This is a genomic window from Lysinibacillus piscis, from assembly GCF_026012395.1.
In the GTDB taxonomy this organism is placed as follows: Bacteria; Bacillota; Bacilli; order Bacillales_A; family Planococcaceae; genus Lysinibacillus; species Lysinibacillus piscis.
Window position 1 is genome coordinate 44,188 of sequence record NZ_BRZA01000004.1, and the last position, 18,013, is coordinate 62,200.

An 18,013-nucleotide genomic window follows, 5' to 3' on the forward strand; every position below is an offset into this window, starting at 1 on the left:
AGGTTGTAGAGAAAATTTAACCTTTCTCTACAACCTTTTTTCTATTAAACGATATATTTTTCAGCGTCGATTAATTTCACTGAAGCCTCACGTTTTTTCGCAATTAAGTTGTACGGATTATTGCGAGTTAATTTGCGTAGAGCTGATAATGTCATACGTGCAGCATCGCCGTCTGCTGAAGCAAGGATTGTATCTTTTGCTTCTTTTTCGATTTCTGCAAATGCTTCCTGACAGAAAATTTGTGTGTAAAGTAATTTTTGGTTCGCTTTTTCTGCACCGTCACGAGCAATTGCTTTTTCTGTACGCAATACAGCAGATTCCATTGCAAATAATTGATTAGCAATATTCGCAATATTTACTAATACTTCCTGCTCATTATCTAATTTTGCACCAAAACGTTGTGCCGCTATTCCCGCTGCTAAAACACCAATTTTCTTCGCATTTTTCACAAGGTATTTTTCTTGTGCTAATGGCTCTGTGCCGATGTCCTCAGGCATTAACATGAGCAGCTCTTGTTGTAAGCTTTGTGCCACTTGTAATAGCGGTAATTCACCTTTTAATGCTTTTTTCATAAATGTACCAGGTACGATCATGCGGTTAATTTCATTTGTTCCTTCAAAAATACGATTGATACGGGAATCACGATAAATACGCTCTACTTCATATTCAGCCATAAAGCCATAACCACCATGTAATTGCACAGCTTCATCAGCAATGTAATCTAATGTTTCAGAACCGAATACTTTGGCAATTGAACATTCAATCGCATATTCAGCAACTGCCCCTGCGATTACCTTGCCTTGCTTTTGCTCTTCAAGGCTTAGCTGGCTTAAACGGTCCTCAAATAGACCAACTGTACGATAATTTAATGATTCAGAGGCATATAAATGTGATGCCATTGTTGCTAATTTTTCTTTTGTTAGATTGAAATCAGATAGCTTTGTTTTAAATTGTTGACGTTGGTTTGTATATTGGATAGCAAGCTCTAATGCACGCTTTGAACCACCTAATGTACCAACCCCTAATTTATAACGACCAATGTTTAAAATGTTAAAGGCAATCACATGCCCACGGCCAATTTCACCTAATAAGTTTGCAACAGGTACTTCTGCATCTTCCAGTATTAATGTACGAGTAGATGAAGATTTAATCCCCATTTTCTTCTCCTCTGGACCAACAGAAACGCCATTATAACCACGTTCTACGATAAATGCTGTAAACTGCTCACCATCAATTTTTGCATAGACAACAAAGACATCTGCAAAGCCTGCATTGGTAATCCATTGCTTTTCACCATTTAAAATATAATGTGTACCAGCAGCATTTAATTTTGCTGTTGTTTTTGCGCCTAAAGCATCTGATCCTGAACCTGGCTCTGTTAACGCATAAGCAGCAATTAATTCACCTGAAGCAAGCTTTGGTAAATATTTTTGCTTTTGCTCTTCATTACCGAAAAGCACGATTGGTAATGAACCAATTCCTACGTGTGCACCATGTGTAATGGAGAAGCCACCTGCAACCGCCATTTTTTCTGCAATTAATGCTGAAGAAATTTTATCTAAGCCTAAGCCCTCGTATTCTTCAGGTACATCTGCACCTAATAAACCTAACTCACCAGCACTTTTTAATAAACGTACAGAATGCTCGAATTCATGGTGCTCTAAGTTTTCTACAACAGGTAATACTTCGTTTGCTACATACTCCTCTGTTGTTTTTGCAATCATTTTATGTTCATCTGTGAAATCCTCTGGTGTAAATACACGATCTAATTCTACGTCCTCGATTAAAAATCCGCCGCCTTTAATAAAATCTGTTGTTTTCGTCATTTGTAATTCCTCCTCAAATATCGTATATAGAAAAGCTTGAAGTACATTGTCCGGAGGCAACCAGAAACATTGTACTCCAAGCTAATCTTGCTTTTTTATAGAATTTCGAATACGCCAGCAGCACCCATACCGCCACCAATACACATTGTGACAACACCATACTTTTTACCTTGACGTTTTAATTCATGAATCAGTTTTAATGTTAAAATAGCCCCTGTTGCACCAAGTGGATGACCTAATGCAATCGCTCCACCATTGACATTCACTTTCTCTTGATCGATGCCTAAATGGCGTACAACTTGTAATGATTGTGAAGCAAACGCCTCATTAATTTCCCATAAATCAATATCTTCAATAGATAGCCCTGCAATTTCAAGCGCTTTTGGTACAGCAACAATTGGCCCAATTCCCATTACTTCAGGTGGTACGCCGCCTACTGCAAAGCCTAAAAATTTCGCCATTGGAGTAAGCCCTTGTTTCTCAGCTTCCTCACGATCCATCACAAGAACAGCTGCTGCGCCATCAGAAGTTTGTGAGGAATTTCCTGCTGTTACGCTACCTGTTACATGGAAGGCTGGACGCAATTTTGCCAAACCTTCTACAGATGTACCTGAGCGTACACCTTCATCCATGCTAAACGTGAATTTTTCCACCTGTGGCTTATTGTTCGCATCTACATAATACTGTTCTACTTCGATTGGTACGATTTCATCTGTAAATTTACCTTCTTTAATCGCCTTTTCTGCTAAGGCGTGTGAACGTACAGCGAATGCATCTTGATCCTCACGACTCACACTATATTGACGGGCTACTTCCTCTGCTGTATGCCCCATCCCCATATAGTACTGAGGTGCTGTTTCTGCCAATGTTGAATTTAAACGTGGTGTGTTTCCAACCATTGGCACCATACTCATGGACTCTACGCCACCTGCAAGAATTGCCTTAGAATGACCAAGCATCACACGCTCTGCAGCATAAGCAATTGCCTGTAAGCCTGATGAACAGAATCGGTTAATCGTGATGGCTGGTACTGTATCTGGTAAACCTGCTAGTGCACCAATACTACGTGCCACGTTCATCCCTTGCTCTGCTTCTGGCATTGCACAACCTAAAATTAAATCATCTATTGGTCCTTCATAATTTGCTCTTTTTAATGTTTCTTTGACAACGGCTGCACCAAAATCGTCTGGGCGTACTGTTGCTAAAGAACCTTTCTTTGCTTTTCCAATCGGAGTTCGTGCTCCTGCTACAATAACGGCTTCACGCATTCTTTACATCCCCCTAGTGTTTTATCATTAATTGCGTAGCGGCTTTCCTTTGAGTAACATATGCTGCATTCTTTGCTGAGATTTTGGATCTGCCACAAGGCTTAAGAATGCTTCACGCTCTAAGTTTAATAAATATTGTTCATCCACTAATGTGCCATATGGAACTTTCCCACCTGCAATCACATAAGCTAACTTTTTCGCAATTTTCAAATCATGCTCACTAATAAAGCCTGATTCAAACAACCCTTGTGCACCAATTAGTAATGTACCGTAGCCTGATGCGCCTACGACAGGTACTTTTGTCGGTACTGGTGGTTGGTAGCCAGCTTCGTACATAGCTAATGCAACTTGCTTCGCATCATAAATTTGGTGATCTGGATTAACAGATACGCCATCCGCAAAATTCAAGAAATTATTTTCACGTGCTTCTTCACCAGAAGTTGATACTTTCGCCATCGCAATCGTTTCAAATACTTTATTAGCAATGTTTTGATAATCTACTTCTACACCGTTTGGTAGACCTTTTAAGAACTTTTGGTAAAGTGCTTTATTACCGCCTCCACCAGGGATTAAGCCTACACCAACCTCTACTAAGCCCATATATGTTTCCATTGTTGCTTGAATATGTGCAGCAGGTAAGCAAACTTCTGCGCCTCCACCAAGCGTCATGCCGAATGGTGCTGCTACAACTGGTTTACGTGAATATTTCACCTTTTGCATTGCATCTTGGAATGATCGAATAACGAAATCTAATTCAAAAATATTATCATCCTGTGCTTCTACTAAAATCATGCCTAAGTTCGCACCAACACAGAAGTTTTTCCCTTGGTTACCGATAACTAAGCCTTTGAAGTTTTTTTCCACTTCATCTATGGCAAAATTAATCATTTGAATAATATCTAAGCCGATTGCATTTGATTGTGAATGGAATTCAAGCAATGCAATACCATCGCCTAAATCAATAAGACTCGCACCTGTATTCGATTTAATAACACCATGCTTTTTCTTATAACGCTTTAAATTAATTTCTTTTTCATTCACTGGCACTTTTACATATTCAGTACCGTTATAGTATGCTAGGTCGCCATCGATTTCAGCATAGAAGGACTCAAAGCCTTTCGCTAACATATCCTTTACAAACGCTGGAACCTCACGACCCTCAGCTACCATTTTCGCAACCGAATCCTTCACACCAAGCGCATCCCAAATTTCAAATGGCCCTTGCTGCCAGCCGAAGCCCCATTTCATCGCATTATCAATAGCAACGATATCGTCTGCAATTTCACCATGTAATTGTGCAGAGTACAGTAATGTTGGTGCAAAGATGCTCCATAACAATTGACCTGTACGGTCGTTTGCATATGTTAATACCTTTACTTTATTCGCTAATCCACGTGCTTGTTTCGCCATTTCGATTGAAGGCGTTTTCAATTTTTTCACTGCTGCATACTCGAATGTTTGCGGATCGATTTCTAGTATTTCTTTGCCTTGTTTTAAAAAGAAGCCTTGACCTGATTTTGCACCTAACCAGCCGTTCTCCACCATTTTTTGTAGGAATGCTGGTACTGCAAATACTTGTTGCTCTTCACCTGTCGTTTGGTCATAAACATTTTTCGCTACGTGGATAAATGTGTCTAAACCAACAACGTCTAATGTACGGAATGTAGCTGATTTCGGACGGCCAATTAATGGTCCTGTAACAGAATCAACTTCACCAACAGAGTAACTGCCTTTTAACATTTCTTGTACTGTTACCAATAAGCCATATGTACCAATACGGTTAGCAATAAAGTTTGGTGTATCTTTAGCAAGTACAACACCTTTACCAAGAGTATCTTCACCAAATGTTTTCATAAAGCTAACAACCTCTGGCGCTGTTGTTTTGGCTGGAATCACTTCAAGCAATTTCAAATAACGTGGTGGGTTAAAGAAATGTGTACCAAGGAAATGCTTTTGGAAATCCTCTGAACGGCCTTCTGCCATCGCATCAATACTAATGCCCGATGTATTTGAACTAATGATTGTACCAGGCTTGCGTACAGTATCAATTTTTTCATATAAATTTTGTTTGATTGCTAAATTTTCAACAACCACTTCAATGATCCAATCAACATCTTTCAGTTTCTCTAAATCATCCTCAAAGTTGCCCGCTGTAATAAGTGACAAATTTTTCTTAGATGTAAGTGGTGCTGGTTTTTGCTTTAATAATTTTTGAAGTGCTCCGTTTACAATACGATTTTTTACTGCTGGGTGTTCGAGTGAAAGCCCCTTCGTCTCTTCCTCTTTTGTCAGTTCTTTCGGCGCAATATCTAATAGTAATGTCGGAATACCGATATTCGCTAAATGTGCTGCAATGCCAGAACCCATTACTCCAGAGCCTAGAACAGCCGCTTTTTTAATATTGTAAGTCACAAGCAATTCCTCCTCATTATCTAACTGAATGAATAACCATTCATTTTTTGGTTAAAAAAATATAAAACTGATTTTTCCTGTTTTTAGTGTAGATGATTTTGTCTAATTTAGCAATCTTTTTTTATAAAATAATTTTCAATTTTTACTCTTCTTCAAACAGAAAACTTTCCGATTACCACAGAAATGTGTACAATGATGTCGAAGGAGTGTGACTTAAATATGAAAACAATTACAACTGTAGAACAATTTAATGAACTAATCGCAGGTGAACAGCAGGTGCTTGTGAAATTTTATGCTGGCTGGTGCCCAGACTGCACACGCATGGACATGTTTATTGACCCAATTATTGAGGAGTACAAGCAATATGATTGGTATGAGCTAAATCGTGATGAGCTACCAGAGCTTGCGGAAAAGTACGATGTAATGGGCATTCCAAGTTTATTGATTTTCCAAAATGGTGAAAAATTAGCGCATTTACATAGTGCAAATGCTAAATCACCACAGCAAGTAACAGACTTTTTAACAGCACAACAAGCATAAGCAAAAGACCACATTTCTTTGAGGAAATGTGGCCTTTTTAGAAAGGAGCTTTTTATGCGCCAACTCTCTATATGCGGTCAATCACAGTACGATGATTCTATTTTACCTCGCTATCGCAATTCTGCTTGTGGACCTACGACCGTGCATGTGATTTTAAAATATTTGAATGCATCTGCACCAAGCGTTAATGAACTTTACAAACAGCTTGGTGGCACAAAAATCGGCTTGTTTAAATGGCGACTCATTCATCATTTACGCCAACTTTATCCTACGTGGGACATTCGTAGCTGTACATTAAAGGAAGCATTACAGGAAATTGATGCTGGTCATCCTGTTGCAATGCGCTTTGACCGTTATTTTAGTCTACAATGGCGACATAAGACTTCAGCCTATGCCTATCATTGGGTTCCTTTAATTGGTTATGAGCTACAGCATGATGAGCTTGTATTGATTTTTCATGATAATGGCAGTCCAAGCCATCCTAGCAAAATTCAAAAAGCTCCTTTGAAAAATAATGATGAAATACTAGACTTTGTAAAAATTATGCCTAAATAAGTGTGTATAAAGAACGTGCTTGCTTGCCAATTAACGTAAAGCCACGTTGCTCGATAGCTTGAATGGTGTGATGTTCATAAGGTGCACATATTAAATTCGTCAGCTCTGTTTGAATGGCTACATCTGTTTGAATAGTTGCCAGCTCATGTGATAATTTCAGCATGTCCATATTGTCTTGAATTTTCGTACGCTGTGCTGGCTTTAATTCATGTAACATTGTTAAGACATTATCAATGGAGCCATATGTTTGAATAAGTGTCAATGCTTGCTTCGGTCCAATCCCTTTCACTCCTGGATAGCCATCACTCGTATCGCCCATAAAGGCTTTTACTTGCGCAAATTGCTGTGGCATAATACCATATTCCTTTTGAAAACGTGTATAGGTGTACACATCATATTCCGTATAGCCCTTTTTCATAAGTGCTATATTTGTAGACGGTGTAAGTAGCTGCAATAAATCTTTATCGCCACTAATCACGGTTATTTCCGCTTCTTCCTGCCATTTCATCACCATAGAGCCAATAACATCATCTGCCTCTACCCCTATCAGCCCAAAGTTTTGCCAGCCCATTTGCTGTGAAAGCTCCTTTGCCATATCAAATTGGGGAAGCATTTCCTCTGGTGGTGCTGGGCGATTCGCTTTATAGCCATCAAATAATTCATTACGGAAAGTATGTGCGCCCATATCCCAACAAACGGCTAGATGTGTTGGCTGTATAATTGACTGTGCTGTTAATACATGGCGTACAAAGCCTTGCACACCATTTGTAGGTGTACCATCTGCCAATCGCACAAAATGCCCCATTGCAGCCGAGGCAAAGAAAGAACGAAATAATAAGGCCATTCCATCTATAATTAATAATTTTGGTTTTGTTGTCATTGTTGCTCCCTCTTCTTCAGTTATTGCTATGAAGAAAACCGATATCCTTATAGACAGGAATCGGCTTTTGCATAGATTATTTTTGTCGTATACGATTGCGGCGATCTAATTGAATACCTGTGAGCCATTGTAAGAATGCTGTAATACCTGTTTTGACTGTTTTAGGCTGTAATTCTCCCTCTTTTGGGTCAGCATAAATAAAGTCAATATGGCGCACTCCTTCATTTTCACCGATATATTTTAACATATCAAATAGCTCATATGCGGTGAAACCACCTGGTGTAGCAGCAGGTACATCTGGTGCAAAAATAATATCGAGCGCATCTAAATCAACAGATACATAAATACGGTCCACTTCATGCATTAGTTGGCGAAGTATTTCTTGAATGGTTGGCTTTATACCATCTCGGCGCATTTGCTTTAATGTAATCATATGAATCCCTTTTTCACGAGCATAATAAATCATTTCTGGTGAATTAAAATAGCCATGTAACCCAACATGGTAGACATGCTTTCCTTCTATACTATTCTTCTCTATCAAGCGGTGAATTGGTGAATCCTGTGCCAAGCCGATTGCCTCTTGATTTCTGGCATCCAAATGCGTGTCTATTTGAATAACGCCTATACGCTCCTGTGGAAATTTATTTTTAATGCCCTTCAACGAACAGGCTGTTATTGCATGATCACCACCAATAAGACAAGTAAAACTTTTTGGATAGGTAGTCACCATATGCTCAACGGCTGTTTCAATGGCTGATTCAGACAGCATACGATCTGTATCATGAACCATCACATCGCCGATATCAGATATAGCCAATGAACGTAAATCAATTTGCTCATCTAAATTATAGGATTGAAAATGCGACCAGCCTTTGCGAAATGCAGTTGGGTATTGTGCTTTTTTGGCTGTTTCTTGTGCATAAGATAATAATGCCCCACATAAAATAACGTCCACATCATTCGGCTCTGGATTAGCCTTTTGCTTAATCCACTGATTCATAGCCGAACCTTTTTCCTGTTTCCATTGACATTCCGATTGTACAAACATCCCCATTCAACCACCTTTAAATCATAATGAACATAGCCTTTTCCACATATCATACCATTTTTTATCCCGTTTCAAAAATAGGAAAATAGCATATCGTGTTCTAAAAAAATCCGAACTATTACGGGAAAGTTTCATCACTCTCCTGTAGTAGTTCGGATTATGCAATATTTATATACTATTTTTGTTGCTGATGTAATCGTTGGCAAAGGGTTGCCACCTCATACATCGTGTAGCTTTGAAAGCCATACCGTTTATGCAAATGCTGATAATGGTGTAAAAGCTCCTCTAACATCGCTAAATTTCGCTCTATATGTTTGCCAAAATTATGCGGATGCCACCACAGATGATAAAAGGTATTCGTTTTCGCTGCAGTCTCCATGCTTTCTTTGATACGCTTTATTTTAAAGCCTTCAAAAAAATGTAATGGACGACAATAAGGGCGTAGAAAGGCGCTTGCCCGAATATTCATAAAGGGCTCTTGCTGTATTTCCTCTAACATCAGCAAATGCTGTCCTGTTAGATTAACATAGCTATCCAGCCATTTCATTACACCCAATAACCTGCTTTTTTTTGTGAATGGCTGTGGTGCATAGAGGGAGTGACGCTCATTACCACGATAGCAAACAAAGCCCGCTTCCTGACAGGCTTTGAAATACTGTGTATTGACTTGATTACGTGGGAAAACGAGCGATTTCATTGGTGGCACATAGCCTTCTGTTATCATCTTTGTAGCATGTAAGTCGGCACAAAAATCACTCTCTGTTTGTCCATTTTCTAAACAATAAAAATGAGAGAACGTATGACTGCCAATTTCCTGATAAGGTGTTTGTTTAATTTTTTTAATTAATGATTGGCCAAAATGCAATAAATCCGTCTGCTCATTCTCTCCAACTTTTACAAGCTGTGAATAGGCAGCATACTGCATTTTTTCATACTTCACTGGAATACAGCGCAAATAATGAGCCATTTCTGCCTTCGATTCGGCAAATAATAATCCTACAGTTGCCCATGTTGCATGAATTTTATATTTTTCAAATAAAGCTAGTATTCTCGGCAATGCTTGGCGTACACCGTAAATGTTTTGATGATATTGTCCATAGCTATTCGTATCATGGACACCCCAATTCAATTCAAAATCTAGTGAAATCACCAAACCTCCATGCCTATTATTGATTGCTTGAACCATTTTCTACACCTCATTTTAGAGTGTCCTATTTGCTACTGAATTGCATGGCTCCTACCTTCATGTTCACTATAGTGTTGTAGCTGTTTGCGTTGATAACGAAAACATTTGATATATCTGATACGTGTTATACGTTGATATCCTAATTGCACCAATGCTTTGCGCTTACGCCACTGCCAGAAGCTCGCTGTCATATAGATGGTGTGAATCGGCTGTATTTTTCGGCAAAATGCTGTAATCGTTGCTACGTTTCCTTGCTCATTTGTCACAAAGCATGTTTGTGGTGGTAATGATTCAATGAGCTTTACTGCATCTATACGCAATTGTTTGTAATGCATAGCAAACATCAGCGATTTTTTTGTCGTAAAAGCATCTGTGTACACATTGTAGCCTTGATACAATAACGCGATCACTTCCTCTTGCTGTAGCTCTATCGCCTCTTGTATCGTTAACTCTTCAAATAATGTACCGACTGGCTGACATGGTACAGTAGGTGCTATAGCATATAAGTCTATTTGCTTTATATTGAACCATTTAGTGATTAATTGTTGTCCATATTGTAGCCAATCTTGCCATTTTCCATACTTCCCCAAGTAGTACCATTGTCCGAGTGTATTGCGCTTCCAATTCACGAGCCATTGCTTGCTCTTTGCATATGTTTTCAGTCGTTCTTTTATAGCTAAACAATGAATGAACCATTTAGCTCGCTTCGTTGTCCCACTGACAAGCATATGTCTTGTAAAATCTAGCCCTGAATGCCAGTCAAATTTATAAGGTTCATAGCCAATGCTCATATCAAACAGTTGACCTGCTTCTATATAGGTTCTTCGGAGTACTTCTTGCTGTAGTAGTCTGCCAACACCAAATAGCTGAAAGGTTGGCTCATGTGCAAGTGTATATAACACATAACGACCTCGACAGCGTATACCATATGTGAAAGCAAGCCATTGTTGCTCAAAAACGAGTGTATCGATTTCGATTTGCAATGCTTCTTCCTTTTCATATGCCAATTGTTCAAAAAATGCTCGTTTTTTTTTCGTCGTGAAGCCACTTGTATCTAATTTTTTGGCCCAACGTCTATCAAAAAGCTGAAACATTTTCCACAACTCATTTTCAGAAGCCTTTTTCTTTACGAATGTACCTAAACGTCGAAGTTTTTTTTCACGCCGATCAACACCGTGTAATTTTTTACGCTGCTCAATATACTGTGGAACATCCACCTCTTGTAAAGCAATATAAGGTGTCACTACACGGAAAATATGCGGATGGAGCTGCCTTTCTACAAAATATTGCTCTAGTAGCTTCACTGATAACTGACTTTCCAGTAACCCATGCAAAGAAAAAGCAATATGTGGATATTTTTTGCATAGCCCGTCCAATACAAAAACGACTGCCTTATACAACCATTTTTGCTCAGCAATAATACCTGCATAATTGGCTATCCCTTCTCCTGCAAAAGAATAAAGACGCACGCCCCATTGCTGACGAACAGTGAATGGGAAAAAGGCGATTATGCTATCCTCGTGCTCCACTGCATAAAGCTCCACTCGCTCTTTACGTCCTACTGTTCGCCACCAATGATAAAACCAAATAAATTCAATAAATGGATTATCATTTTTTTCTGTAGCTAATATATCGTCCCATTGCTTTTTATATAGAAGTAACTCATCATCTGTTTGAATGCGAATTAATTGCAAATCCTTCACCCTTCTCCATGACAGCCTGCTGATAAACCATTAACGTATCACGATACATGGACTGAAAAGTAAAATGACGTAAAAAATGGCGTTCACTCGCATCGCTCATTTTTTGACATAATGCTTTATCCGTCAATAGCTGCTGTAGTTTTGTTTTCAATTGTTCCTTATCATGTTTGGCAATTAAAAATCCATTACTCTTGTCCACTACAAGCTCGCCTACCCCACCTACATCAGTTGCAATAATTGGCAAGCCTGCTCGCATCGCCTCAATAATTGAAATGGGCAAGCCCTCCCAATCTGACAGCAAGACGAATAGCTGACTTTTGGCGAGTATTGCCGATACATCTAGTTGATTGCCTAAAAACGTAACACGAGCTGTTAAGTTATGATGTTTAACAAATTTTTCTGCTGCCTCTCTAGCTGAACCATCACCAACGAATTGCATATGCCAATGTAAATCTTGTAATTCTAGTAAAGCTTCTAACAATAAATCTTGCCGTTTCGGTGCTTCAAAACGTGCAATCATCGTAATCCTTGGACAAGTTTGCTGTACTTTTGTTTGTGCTTCTTGCCAGATACCATTGTGAACTGTTGCTATTTTATGTGGCGGGGCAATTTTGGAAGAATGTGCTAATTGACGGTCATAATGTGAGACAGTAATGATTTTAGTGGTCATTGGCTGCATGGCTTTCTCTAACCAGCGATACATCCATCTTCGTTTCATAGGAATACCCTCTGTAAAGCTCCAGCCATGCGCCGTGAAAACAGTAGGGATTTGCAAAAAACCACCCGCTACACGCCCTAGTATTCCAGCTTTCGATGAATGAATGGCTAAAATATCTGGTTTGATTGTTTGCAAAAGCGCGATTAATTGCCAACAGGCTTTTATATCTTTGAAAGCGTGAATGGCTCTTTGTATAGCTGGAATACAAATGACCTTCACCTCCTGTAATTGCCATAATGAAGCATCATATTGCCCTGTTACAATCGTCACATCATGAGCATCTTGTTGTAACTGTTTTGTCAATGCTTCTACATGTTTCTGTGCACCACCAATACAATCCATCCGTGTAATGAGCTGAACTATTCTCAGTCACAACCACTCCTTGTCCATTAGTAAGCACCTGTTCTTGCGAGCACGACATATATTGTTTTAAGGATGATTTTTACATCTAGCCAAAAGCTATACTGATCTATATAAGCTAAATCATAGGCAATTTTTTGGCCATGTGAAATATTGGAGCGGCCATTCACTTGTGCAAGACCTGTTAGCCCTGGTTTGACTTCTAAACGCCTCGCTTGCAGTGAATTATAAGCATTTGTAATGGCTGGCACTTCTGGGCGTGGACCAACAATGCTCATCTCCCCTTTTAAGACATTCAGTAATTGTGGGATTTCATCGACACTAAATTTACGAAGAATGGCACCAATTTTTGTAACTCTTGCATCCTGTGCGGTTTTAAAGAAGTAGTCCTCTGGAATTCCATCTGTACATACAATTGGCTGTTTAGTAGATGATTTTTGTAGATGCATTGTGCGTAACTTCCAAATGATAAAGCGTTGCTGATGGATACCTGTACGTACTTGCTTAAAAAAAATAGGTCGGCCTGTGGAAAAATAGAGAATGAGGAGAATGCTAATCATAAGTGGCATCATGAAAATTAATAAAAAACTAGCAACGATAATATCAACAATTCGTTTGCCATATTGACTATAAAATGTGAATAATTCAGGTGTTTGGACGTGCAATACATCACCCTTTACATGTTTTTAGTATTTACCTCTATAGTATTGATAGTGATTGCTTTCTAGAACTTTTCCTACTAAAAAATAAAGAATCAACAGCGCTCCTGTTGATTCTCTTTCTTACTCCATATTCTGAATGGTCGCCTTACATGTTATCATCACATTGCCTTTCAAAGCCTTACTAATCATACATGTTTGCTCCGCCTTTTCAACAAAGCGTTGAATACGTTTATATTCATGCTCTGATAGATTAGCAATGACAACAACTGGTTGATGAATAATTTCCTTATAAGTGAAAATTCCATTCGTTACATCTACAATGCCTTGCGATGTCATAGTTAACTGCTGCACAGCCATTTGTGCATTCTCCAAAAGTGCAGCTAACGTAATTAAATAGCAGGTCGCCGCTGCACCAAGTAGCATCTCATCAGGATTTGTCCCAATGCCTGGTCCATTCATTTCCCGAGGAATAGAGATTTGTGTTTGTAAATTGGCCGCTTGTATTGTACCTGTGCCATTTCGACCGTTTGCCCATGCTAAATCCATTGTAAATACATGTTGTGTCATTCAAAATCCTCCTATTATCATTCCGCTGCTTCTAATTGATTATCCTTGCCCGTTTGATATTCAGCCAAACGAGCTGATGTGCGCCAATAATGATAAACTAAACGATCCAGCCACAATAATGCTTCTACTTTCGCATTCGCTAATTCTAAATCCACCACATTTGCTACTGAATTTTTAAAATATGCATCTCGTTTATTGCGTCGTTCAACCGCCATTTCTACAGAGGTTTGCTTTAACATCATCGCAATCTCTGGTAAACGTACATCCTCATCAATAATAGCTATCACTTTTTCTAGAACGTCTAGCCATTTTTGTGTTAGTGCTTCTTGCAATTGGAATGTACTTGGCTGTTGTTCGTGTAATGCTTTGGCTAGGCGATACAAATGATCTAGTGCATGTAGCAATGCAATATGCTTATAGCGATCCTTTGTAGAAGTAGATTGGATAGCGTCCATAAATAACCGTGTCTTGTTAATAGCCTCATCAATTTGAGCCAGTTTCCCTTCTAGCTCAGCGGTCATCTTTTTTCCCTGAATCAATGCAACAATGACAGTCGTTAATTCTTTTGTGATATCTTGCAATGTATTGAATGATACCTCTACAGCTACCCCTGGAATTTTCGCTACATTATCATCCAAATTACGCGTTAAATGATTTCCTTTTTCATGAATCAATCTTTCAATCATTCTAGCAAATGGCTTTACAAATGGTACGAAAATAATAGCACCAATCACACTAAATAAGGTATGGAATACAGCAATACCAAGCGTTTCATCAAAGCTACCATTGATTATTGTTGTCACTAATTTTGTTAATGACAGCATCCATGCTGCACCAAGTGTTACAATAATCGCTGTAGCCACATTAAATAACACATGTGTCATAGCAGTACGCTTTGCCGCAGTCGATGCACCAATTGCAGCAAAAAGTGCTGTAGCAGTTGTGCCAATATTTTGCCCAATGACTAAATAAACAGCCTGTTCAAAATCAATGGCTCCTGCATATAAAGCCGTTAATGTTGCTGCGATGGCTGCACTAGAAGCCTGCATAATGACTGTCATCACAAGCCCAAGTGCAATTAAAATGAGCTTGCCACTGATTGTATTGGCTTGAAATGAATCAAATGGGATTTTATCCTGTACCGTCGCCATCCCACCTTGTAGCACATCAATTCCTAAAAATAATAGACCGAAGCCTGTAAATAGCCCACCGACTGCTTTTATATCACGTGGTGCTAAAAGTTGAATAAAGACACCCAATGCGATAAACGGCAATGACATCGTTTGCATGTTGACCTTGAAGCCAATCAATGAAATAATCCAGCCTGTGCTTGTACTGCCAATATTCGCACCAATAATGACACCGATTGACTGGATAAATGTCAATAGCCCTGCGCTGACAAAGCCGATTGTAATGAGCGTTGTGGCAGTGGATGATTGCACAAGCATTGTCATCAATGTACCCGAAAGTACTGAGCTAATCGTTCCACCTGTAAATCGATTGAGCCATTTTTTCAACGCATCTCCTGCAAGCTCCTTCAAACCGTTAGTAAGCATTGTCATACCAAGTAAAAATAAGCCAATGCCGCCCAATACATTAATCAAAACGTCCACACCTCTCAAAAAAATTAACAAAATGTTTACAAAAGTAGCAATACTTAAATTCTATCATTGCCATATAGAATAAGATAGGTATATTTTATCAGTCATGAAATCAAAAAGCCCATCACAACTACAAGTCTATCCGTCCAAACTAAAAAGCTCCTCACCGTCAAATAACGATGAGAAGCCTTTTTAAATAAAGAAAGGAAATACGATCCATTGCCACATAGAACGCAGCTTTTCTTGTTGTTGTATAAACTTTTGCCATACATTTTTAGGCTGATATACTTTTTGCCATTTCCAAAATCGCCATACTGCTATACGTGCTGTTTTCTGAAAGCCTTGTTCCTTAAGCTGACGTTGCTTTTTCTTTTCATACCAATGAACAGTTGTACAGCAAGCCTTCCCTATACTCGGCAGTACAGCTTCCTCACTATAGAGCATATTTGTAGGAAGCTCACAGCTAAAGCCTGTTTTTTTATCATGTAATCGCTGTTCATGTAATCCATAAACAGTCGATGTATCTTGAATACGATAAAACGCATAGCCTTGTGTCCATCCTTTAATATATACTGCACGATTAGCATCATTCATCACATCCTGAATTGTGATTTCATGACAGGGCTTTTGACTTTCTGCTGCCACATAAATATCGAAAATGTGAATTGAAAATATATATTTTTTGCTCCAATCCAACCAATCCTTCAGGCGTGCTGTTTGTAAAAAATACCGCAACTCACCTAAACGATCACGCTTGAATGTTACGAACCAATGATTGTTAGTTAGTAAGCCTTTTAGTTGTGCTTTCGTGACCATTAATAATCTTACTAAACGCTCCAACTGTCCTTTTGTACTCATGACAAACATTCTAGAAAAATCTACATGTGTATACCATTCAAATTTATAAGGTTCATAGCCACTGCCAAAATCATAAAATCGATATTGTAAGCGGTGTGCCTTCAACAAATTTTCTTTTTCAATTAAACGACCTGGACCAAACATTTGAAAATCTGGCTCATGCCCCATCACTAGACAAACGTTTCGCCCTCTACAGCAAATATCTAATGTAAAGCCAATCCAATGCCCTTCAAATTGAAGACAATCCATTTCCACATGCCATGCCTGCCCTTTTATTTGTGCTAAACGCTCCCAAAAAAGACGAATTTGCTGATGAGTAAAGCCGCTTTTATCAATTTTTCTCTGCCATCTTCTCGCAAACAGTCGAACTAGCTCATCCATCTGTATAGCTTGTACTTCTTGAAAATCAAGCTGACCAAGTGCAGCTAATTTTTTTTCACGTCGACGAATGGTTTTAAATTTTTTACGATGCTTATACAGAAAATCATCTAATGAGGTAGCTTGAAAATCAATATATGGCGCGACTGTACGAAAAATCGTATAGGGTAGCTGGTGTTCAATCATATGTTTTTCAAGTAAATTTGATGTTATTGTACTTTCCAATAAACCATTCCAAACAACAAGTAAATGCTTCCAGCGCTTAGCCAGCTCCTGCCACAAATAAGCAATTGCAGGCTCCTGCCAATGCTTCTCCGCAATGACACCCATATAAGTAGCTAGTCCTTTACCAGCAAACTCAAAATAATGAATCGTACGCCATTTTACAGAATGAACAAGTGGAAAGAAGGCCACCGCCATTCCATCCTGCTCCACTATATAAATTTCAACATTGTCCTGAACGCCTACTGTTGCCCACCATGTTGAAATCCACTCAAATTCAATAAAAGGATTATTATTTTGTTCACGCTCCAATATAGCTGACCAAGTATGCTGATAAGATGCTAATTCTGCTAACGTTGTAATAAGTTTATAGCTTAGCACGAATTGACTCCTTTCAATCTATCCTTATCGTTACTATATTCTAGATAAAACTACTATAGAACTGCTGATACCTTTCATATACGCTGGTCACATACATATAGTAAATTACTTAATTTAGTGGAGGTATATAGCTCTTGAGTATCGTGATAATTGGCGGATTTCTATTGATTAGTATAAGCGTTGGTGGCATGATTGCATGGATATTCTCTACACTATTTCACTACACAACACACGGTTTATCCTTAGTATGTGGGGGCTTTTTAATTGGCTTACTCATCTTAGATATTATTCCCTCTGCTTTTCAACTATATGAATTATTCGCTCTACTACTAGGCTGCGTGATTGGCTATTGTTTATTTCACTTACTTCATAGTCTGCATCACATCCAAAATACCTCTGTGTCATTACTAACAATTGCAATGATTCTTCATACAATCCCACTTAGCCTAACGATTGGTAACTTACTCGGAAATGCTGCCCTAACAATGCCAATCATCATCTCTCTGATTCTTCATCATATTCCAGAGGGCTTTGCTCTTTCTACTGCCTTACTGTCACAAGGTGAAAAATATTGGCGATTGTTCTGCTATTTTATTATTTTTTCAATGTTCTTTAGCTTCTTCGTCTGGGCTGGACAATATTGGAGCTTCACCTTAAAAGTGCAAGGGATACTAATGGGGCTATCTATTGGTTTAATTGCGATAACGAGTTTAACAGAATTGATTATGCAACCATTTCGCAAAACAACAGCCATCACTGCTCTGTCATCCATATTATTTGGTTTTCTGATGAGCTACCTATTCCATCTTCTTTAACTGTACTTTCCATAAGTAGTTCCTTACAATATT

Annotated in this window: 15 protein-coding genes; 3 read left to right on the forward strand and 12 right to left on the reverse strand. The window is 38.7% G+C overall.

The features are described 5' to 3' along the window. Positions 1–44 precede the first annotated feature (44 nt). The 3 genes from OPF91_RS14650 to OPF91_RS14660 form a co-directional block, all read right to left on the reverse strand. Positions 45–1,826: an acyl-CoA dehydrogenase FadE gene (locus tag OPF91_RS14650; RefSeq protein WP_264989635.1), complete on the reverse strand. Its 1,782-nt coding sequence runs from the start codon at positions 1,824–1,826 to the stop codon at positions 45–47. Between the two features lie 95 nt (positions 1,827–1,921). After that, the gene (locus OPF91_RS14655) at positions 1,922–3,094 is read right to left on the reverse strand and encodes an acetyl-CoA C-acetyltransferase (protein WP_264989636.1); all 1,173 of its coding nucleotides are present in this window, start codon (positions 3,092–3,094) and stop codon (positions 1,922–1,924) included. 27 nt (positions 3,095–3,121) lie between these two features. Beyond that, complete coding sequence (locus tag OPF91_RS14660) at positions 3,122–5,506, reverse strand: 3-hydroxyacyl-CoA dehydrogenase/enoyl-CoA hydratase family protein (protein ID WP_264989637.1); 2,385 nt, start codon at positions 5,504–5,506, stop codon at positions 3,122–3,124. A gap of 219 nt (positions 5,507–5,725) precedes the next feature. Between OPF91_RS14660 and OPF91_RS14665 the strand changes: the two genes are divergently transcribed. Continuing rightward, on the forward strand, positions 5,726–6,046 hold the full coding sequence (locus OPF91_RS14665; RefSeq protein ID WP_264989638.1) for a thioredoxin family protein: 321 nt from the start codon (positions 5,726–5,728) through the stop codon (positions 6,044–6,046). A gap of 54 nt (positions 6,047–6,100) precedes the next feature. Then, positions 6,101–6,601, forward strand: a complete 501-nt coding sequence (locus OPF91_RS14670) for a C39 family peptidase (RefSeq protein WP_264989639.1) — start codon at positions 6,101–6,103, stop codon at positions 6,599–6,601. Here OPF91_RS14670 and OPF91_RS14675 read toward each other — a convergent pair. The 9 genes from OPF91_RS14675 to OPF91_RS14715 all read right to left on the reverse strand — a co-directional run bounded on the left by OPF91_RS14675 (position 6,594) and on the right by OPF91_RS14715 (position 17,165). Next, a complete protein-coding gene (locus OPF91_RS14675; RefSeq protein WP_264989641.1) occupies positions 6,594–7,481 on the reverse strand; it encodes a 5'-3' exonuclease in 888 nt (295 codons plus the stop codon). The two genes, OPF91_RS14670 and OPF91_RS14675, sit on opposite strands and share 8 nt — an antisense overlap. A 76-nt stretch (positions 7,482–7,557) precedes the next feature. Continuing rightward, the gene (locus OPF91_RS14680; RefSeq protein WP_264989643.1) at positions 7,558–8,529 is read right to left on the reverse strand and encodes an agmatinase family protein; all 972 of its coding nucleotides are present in this window, start codon (positions 8,527–8,529) and stop codon (positions 7,558–7,560) included. A gap of 175 nt (positions 8,530–8,704) precedes the next feature. Beyond that, a complete protein-coding gene (locus tag OPF91_RS14685) occupies positions 8,705–9,715 on the reverse strand; it encodes a polysaccharide deacetylase family protein (RefSeq protein ID WP_264989644.1) in 1,011 nt (336 codons plus the stop codon). Positions 9,716–9,747: 32 nt separating this feature from the next. Continuing rightward, positions 9,748–11,409 carry a GNAT family N-acetyltransferase gene (locus tag OPF91_RS14690; protein WP_264989645.1) on the reverse strand — a complete coding sequence of 554 codons (1,662 nt, stop codon included), beginning with the start codon at positions 11,407–11,409 and terminating at the stop codon, positions 9,748–9,750. Then, positions 11,381–12,478 (reverse strand): glycosyltransferase family 4 protein, encoded by a 1,098-nt coding sequence (locus tag OPF91_RS14695; protein WP_264989646.1) that lies wholly within the window; start codon positions 12,476–12,478, stop codon positions 11,381–11,383. Before OPF91_RS14695 ends, OPF91_RS14690 begins: the two co-directional genes overlap by 29 nt. Positions 12,479–12,525: 47 nt before the next feature. Beyond that, entirely contained in the window at positions 12,526–13,161 is a 636-nt protein-coding gene (locus OPF91_RS14700) for a sugar transferase (protein ID WP_264989647.1), read from the reverse strand. 117 nt (positions 13,162–13,278) lie between these two features. After that, the gene (locus OPF91_RS14705) at positions 13,279–13,725 is read right to left on the reverse strand and encodes an SACOL1771 family peroxiredoxin (RefSeq protein WP_264989649.1); all 447 of its coding nucleotides are present in this window, start codon (positions 13,723–13,725) and stop codon (positions 13,279–13,281) included. A gap of 17 nt (positions 13,726–13,742) precedes the next feature. Further along, positions 13,743–15,329 carry a Na/Pi cotransporter family protein gene (locus OPF91_RS14710; RefSeq protein WP_264989650.1) on the reverse strand — a complete coding sequence of 529 codons (1,587 nt, stop codon included), beginning with the start codon at positions 15,327–15,329 and terminating at the stop codon, positions 13,743–13,745. A 189-nt stretch (positions 15,330–15,518) separates the two neighbouring features. Next, entirely contained in the window at positions 15,519–17,165 is a 1,647-nt protein-coding gene (locus OPF91_RS14715; protein ID WP_264989651.1) for a GNAT family N-acetyltransferase, read from the reverse strand. 143 nt (positions 17,166–17,308) lie between these two features. On the opposite strand from OPF91_RS14715, the gene OPF91_RS14720 reads away from it, so the two are divergent. Further along, positions 17,309–17,980 carry a zinc transporter family protein gene (locus OPF91_RS14720; protein ID WP_264989835.1) on the forward strand — a complete coding sequence of 224 codons (672 nt, stop codon included), beginning with the start codon at positions 17,309–17,311 and terminating at the stop codon, positions 17,978–17,980. Positions 17,981–18,013 lie beyond the last annotated feature (33 nt).

What these genes read in the sequence shown, in the direction of transcription:
- OPF91_RS14650 (WP_264989635.1), bottom strand. Translation starts at nt 1,826, where the DNA reads ATGACGAAAACAACAGATTTTATTAAAGGCGGCGGATTTTTAATCGAG.
- OPF91_RS14685 (WP_264989644.1), bottom strand. Translation starts at nt 9,715, where the DNA reads ATGGTTCAAGCAATCAATAATAGGCATGGAGGTTTGGTGATTTCACTA.
- OPF91_RS14695 (WP_264989646.1), bottom strand. Translation starts at nt 12,478, where the DNA reads ATGGATTGTATTGGTGGTGCACAGAAACATGTAGAAGCATTGACAAAA.
- OPF91_RS14665 (WP_264989638.1), top strand. Translation starts at nt 5,726, where the DNA reads ATGAAAACAATTACAACTGTAGAACAATTTAATGAACTAATCGCAGGT.
- OPF91_RS14680 (WP_264989643.1), bottom strand. Translation starts at nt 8,529, where the DNA reads ATGTTTGTACAATCGGAATGTCAATGGAAACAGGAAAAAGGTTCGGCT.
- OPF91_RS14675 (WP_264989641.1), bottom strand. Translation starts at nt 7,481, where the DNA reads ATGACAACAAAACCAAAATTATTAATTATAGATGGAATGGCCTTATTA.
- OPF91_RS14655 (WP_264989636.1), bottom strand. Translation starts at nt 3,094, where the DNA reads ATGCGTGAAGCCGTTATTGTAGCAGGAGCACGAACTCCGATTGGAAAA.
- OPF91_RS14670 (WP_264989639.1), top strand. Translation starts at nt 6,101, where the DNA reads ATGCGCCAACTCTCTATATGCGGTCAATCACAGTACGATGATTCTATT.
- OPF91_RS14705 (WP_264989649.1), bottom strand. Translation starts at nt 13,725, where the DNA reads ATGACACAACATGTATTTACAATGGATTTAGCATGGGCAAACGGTCGA.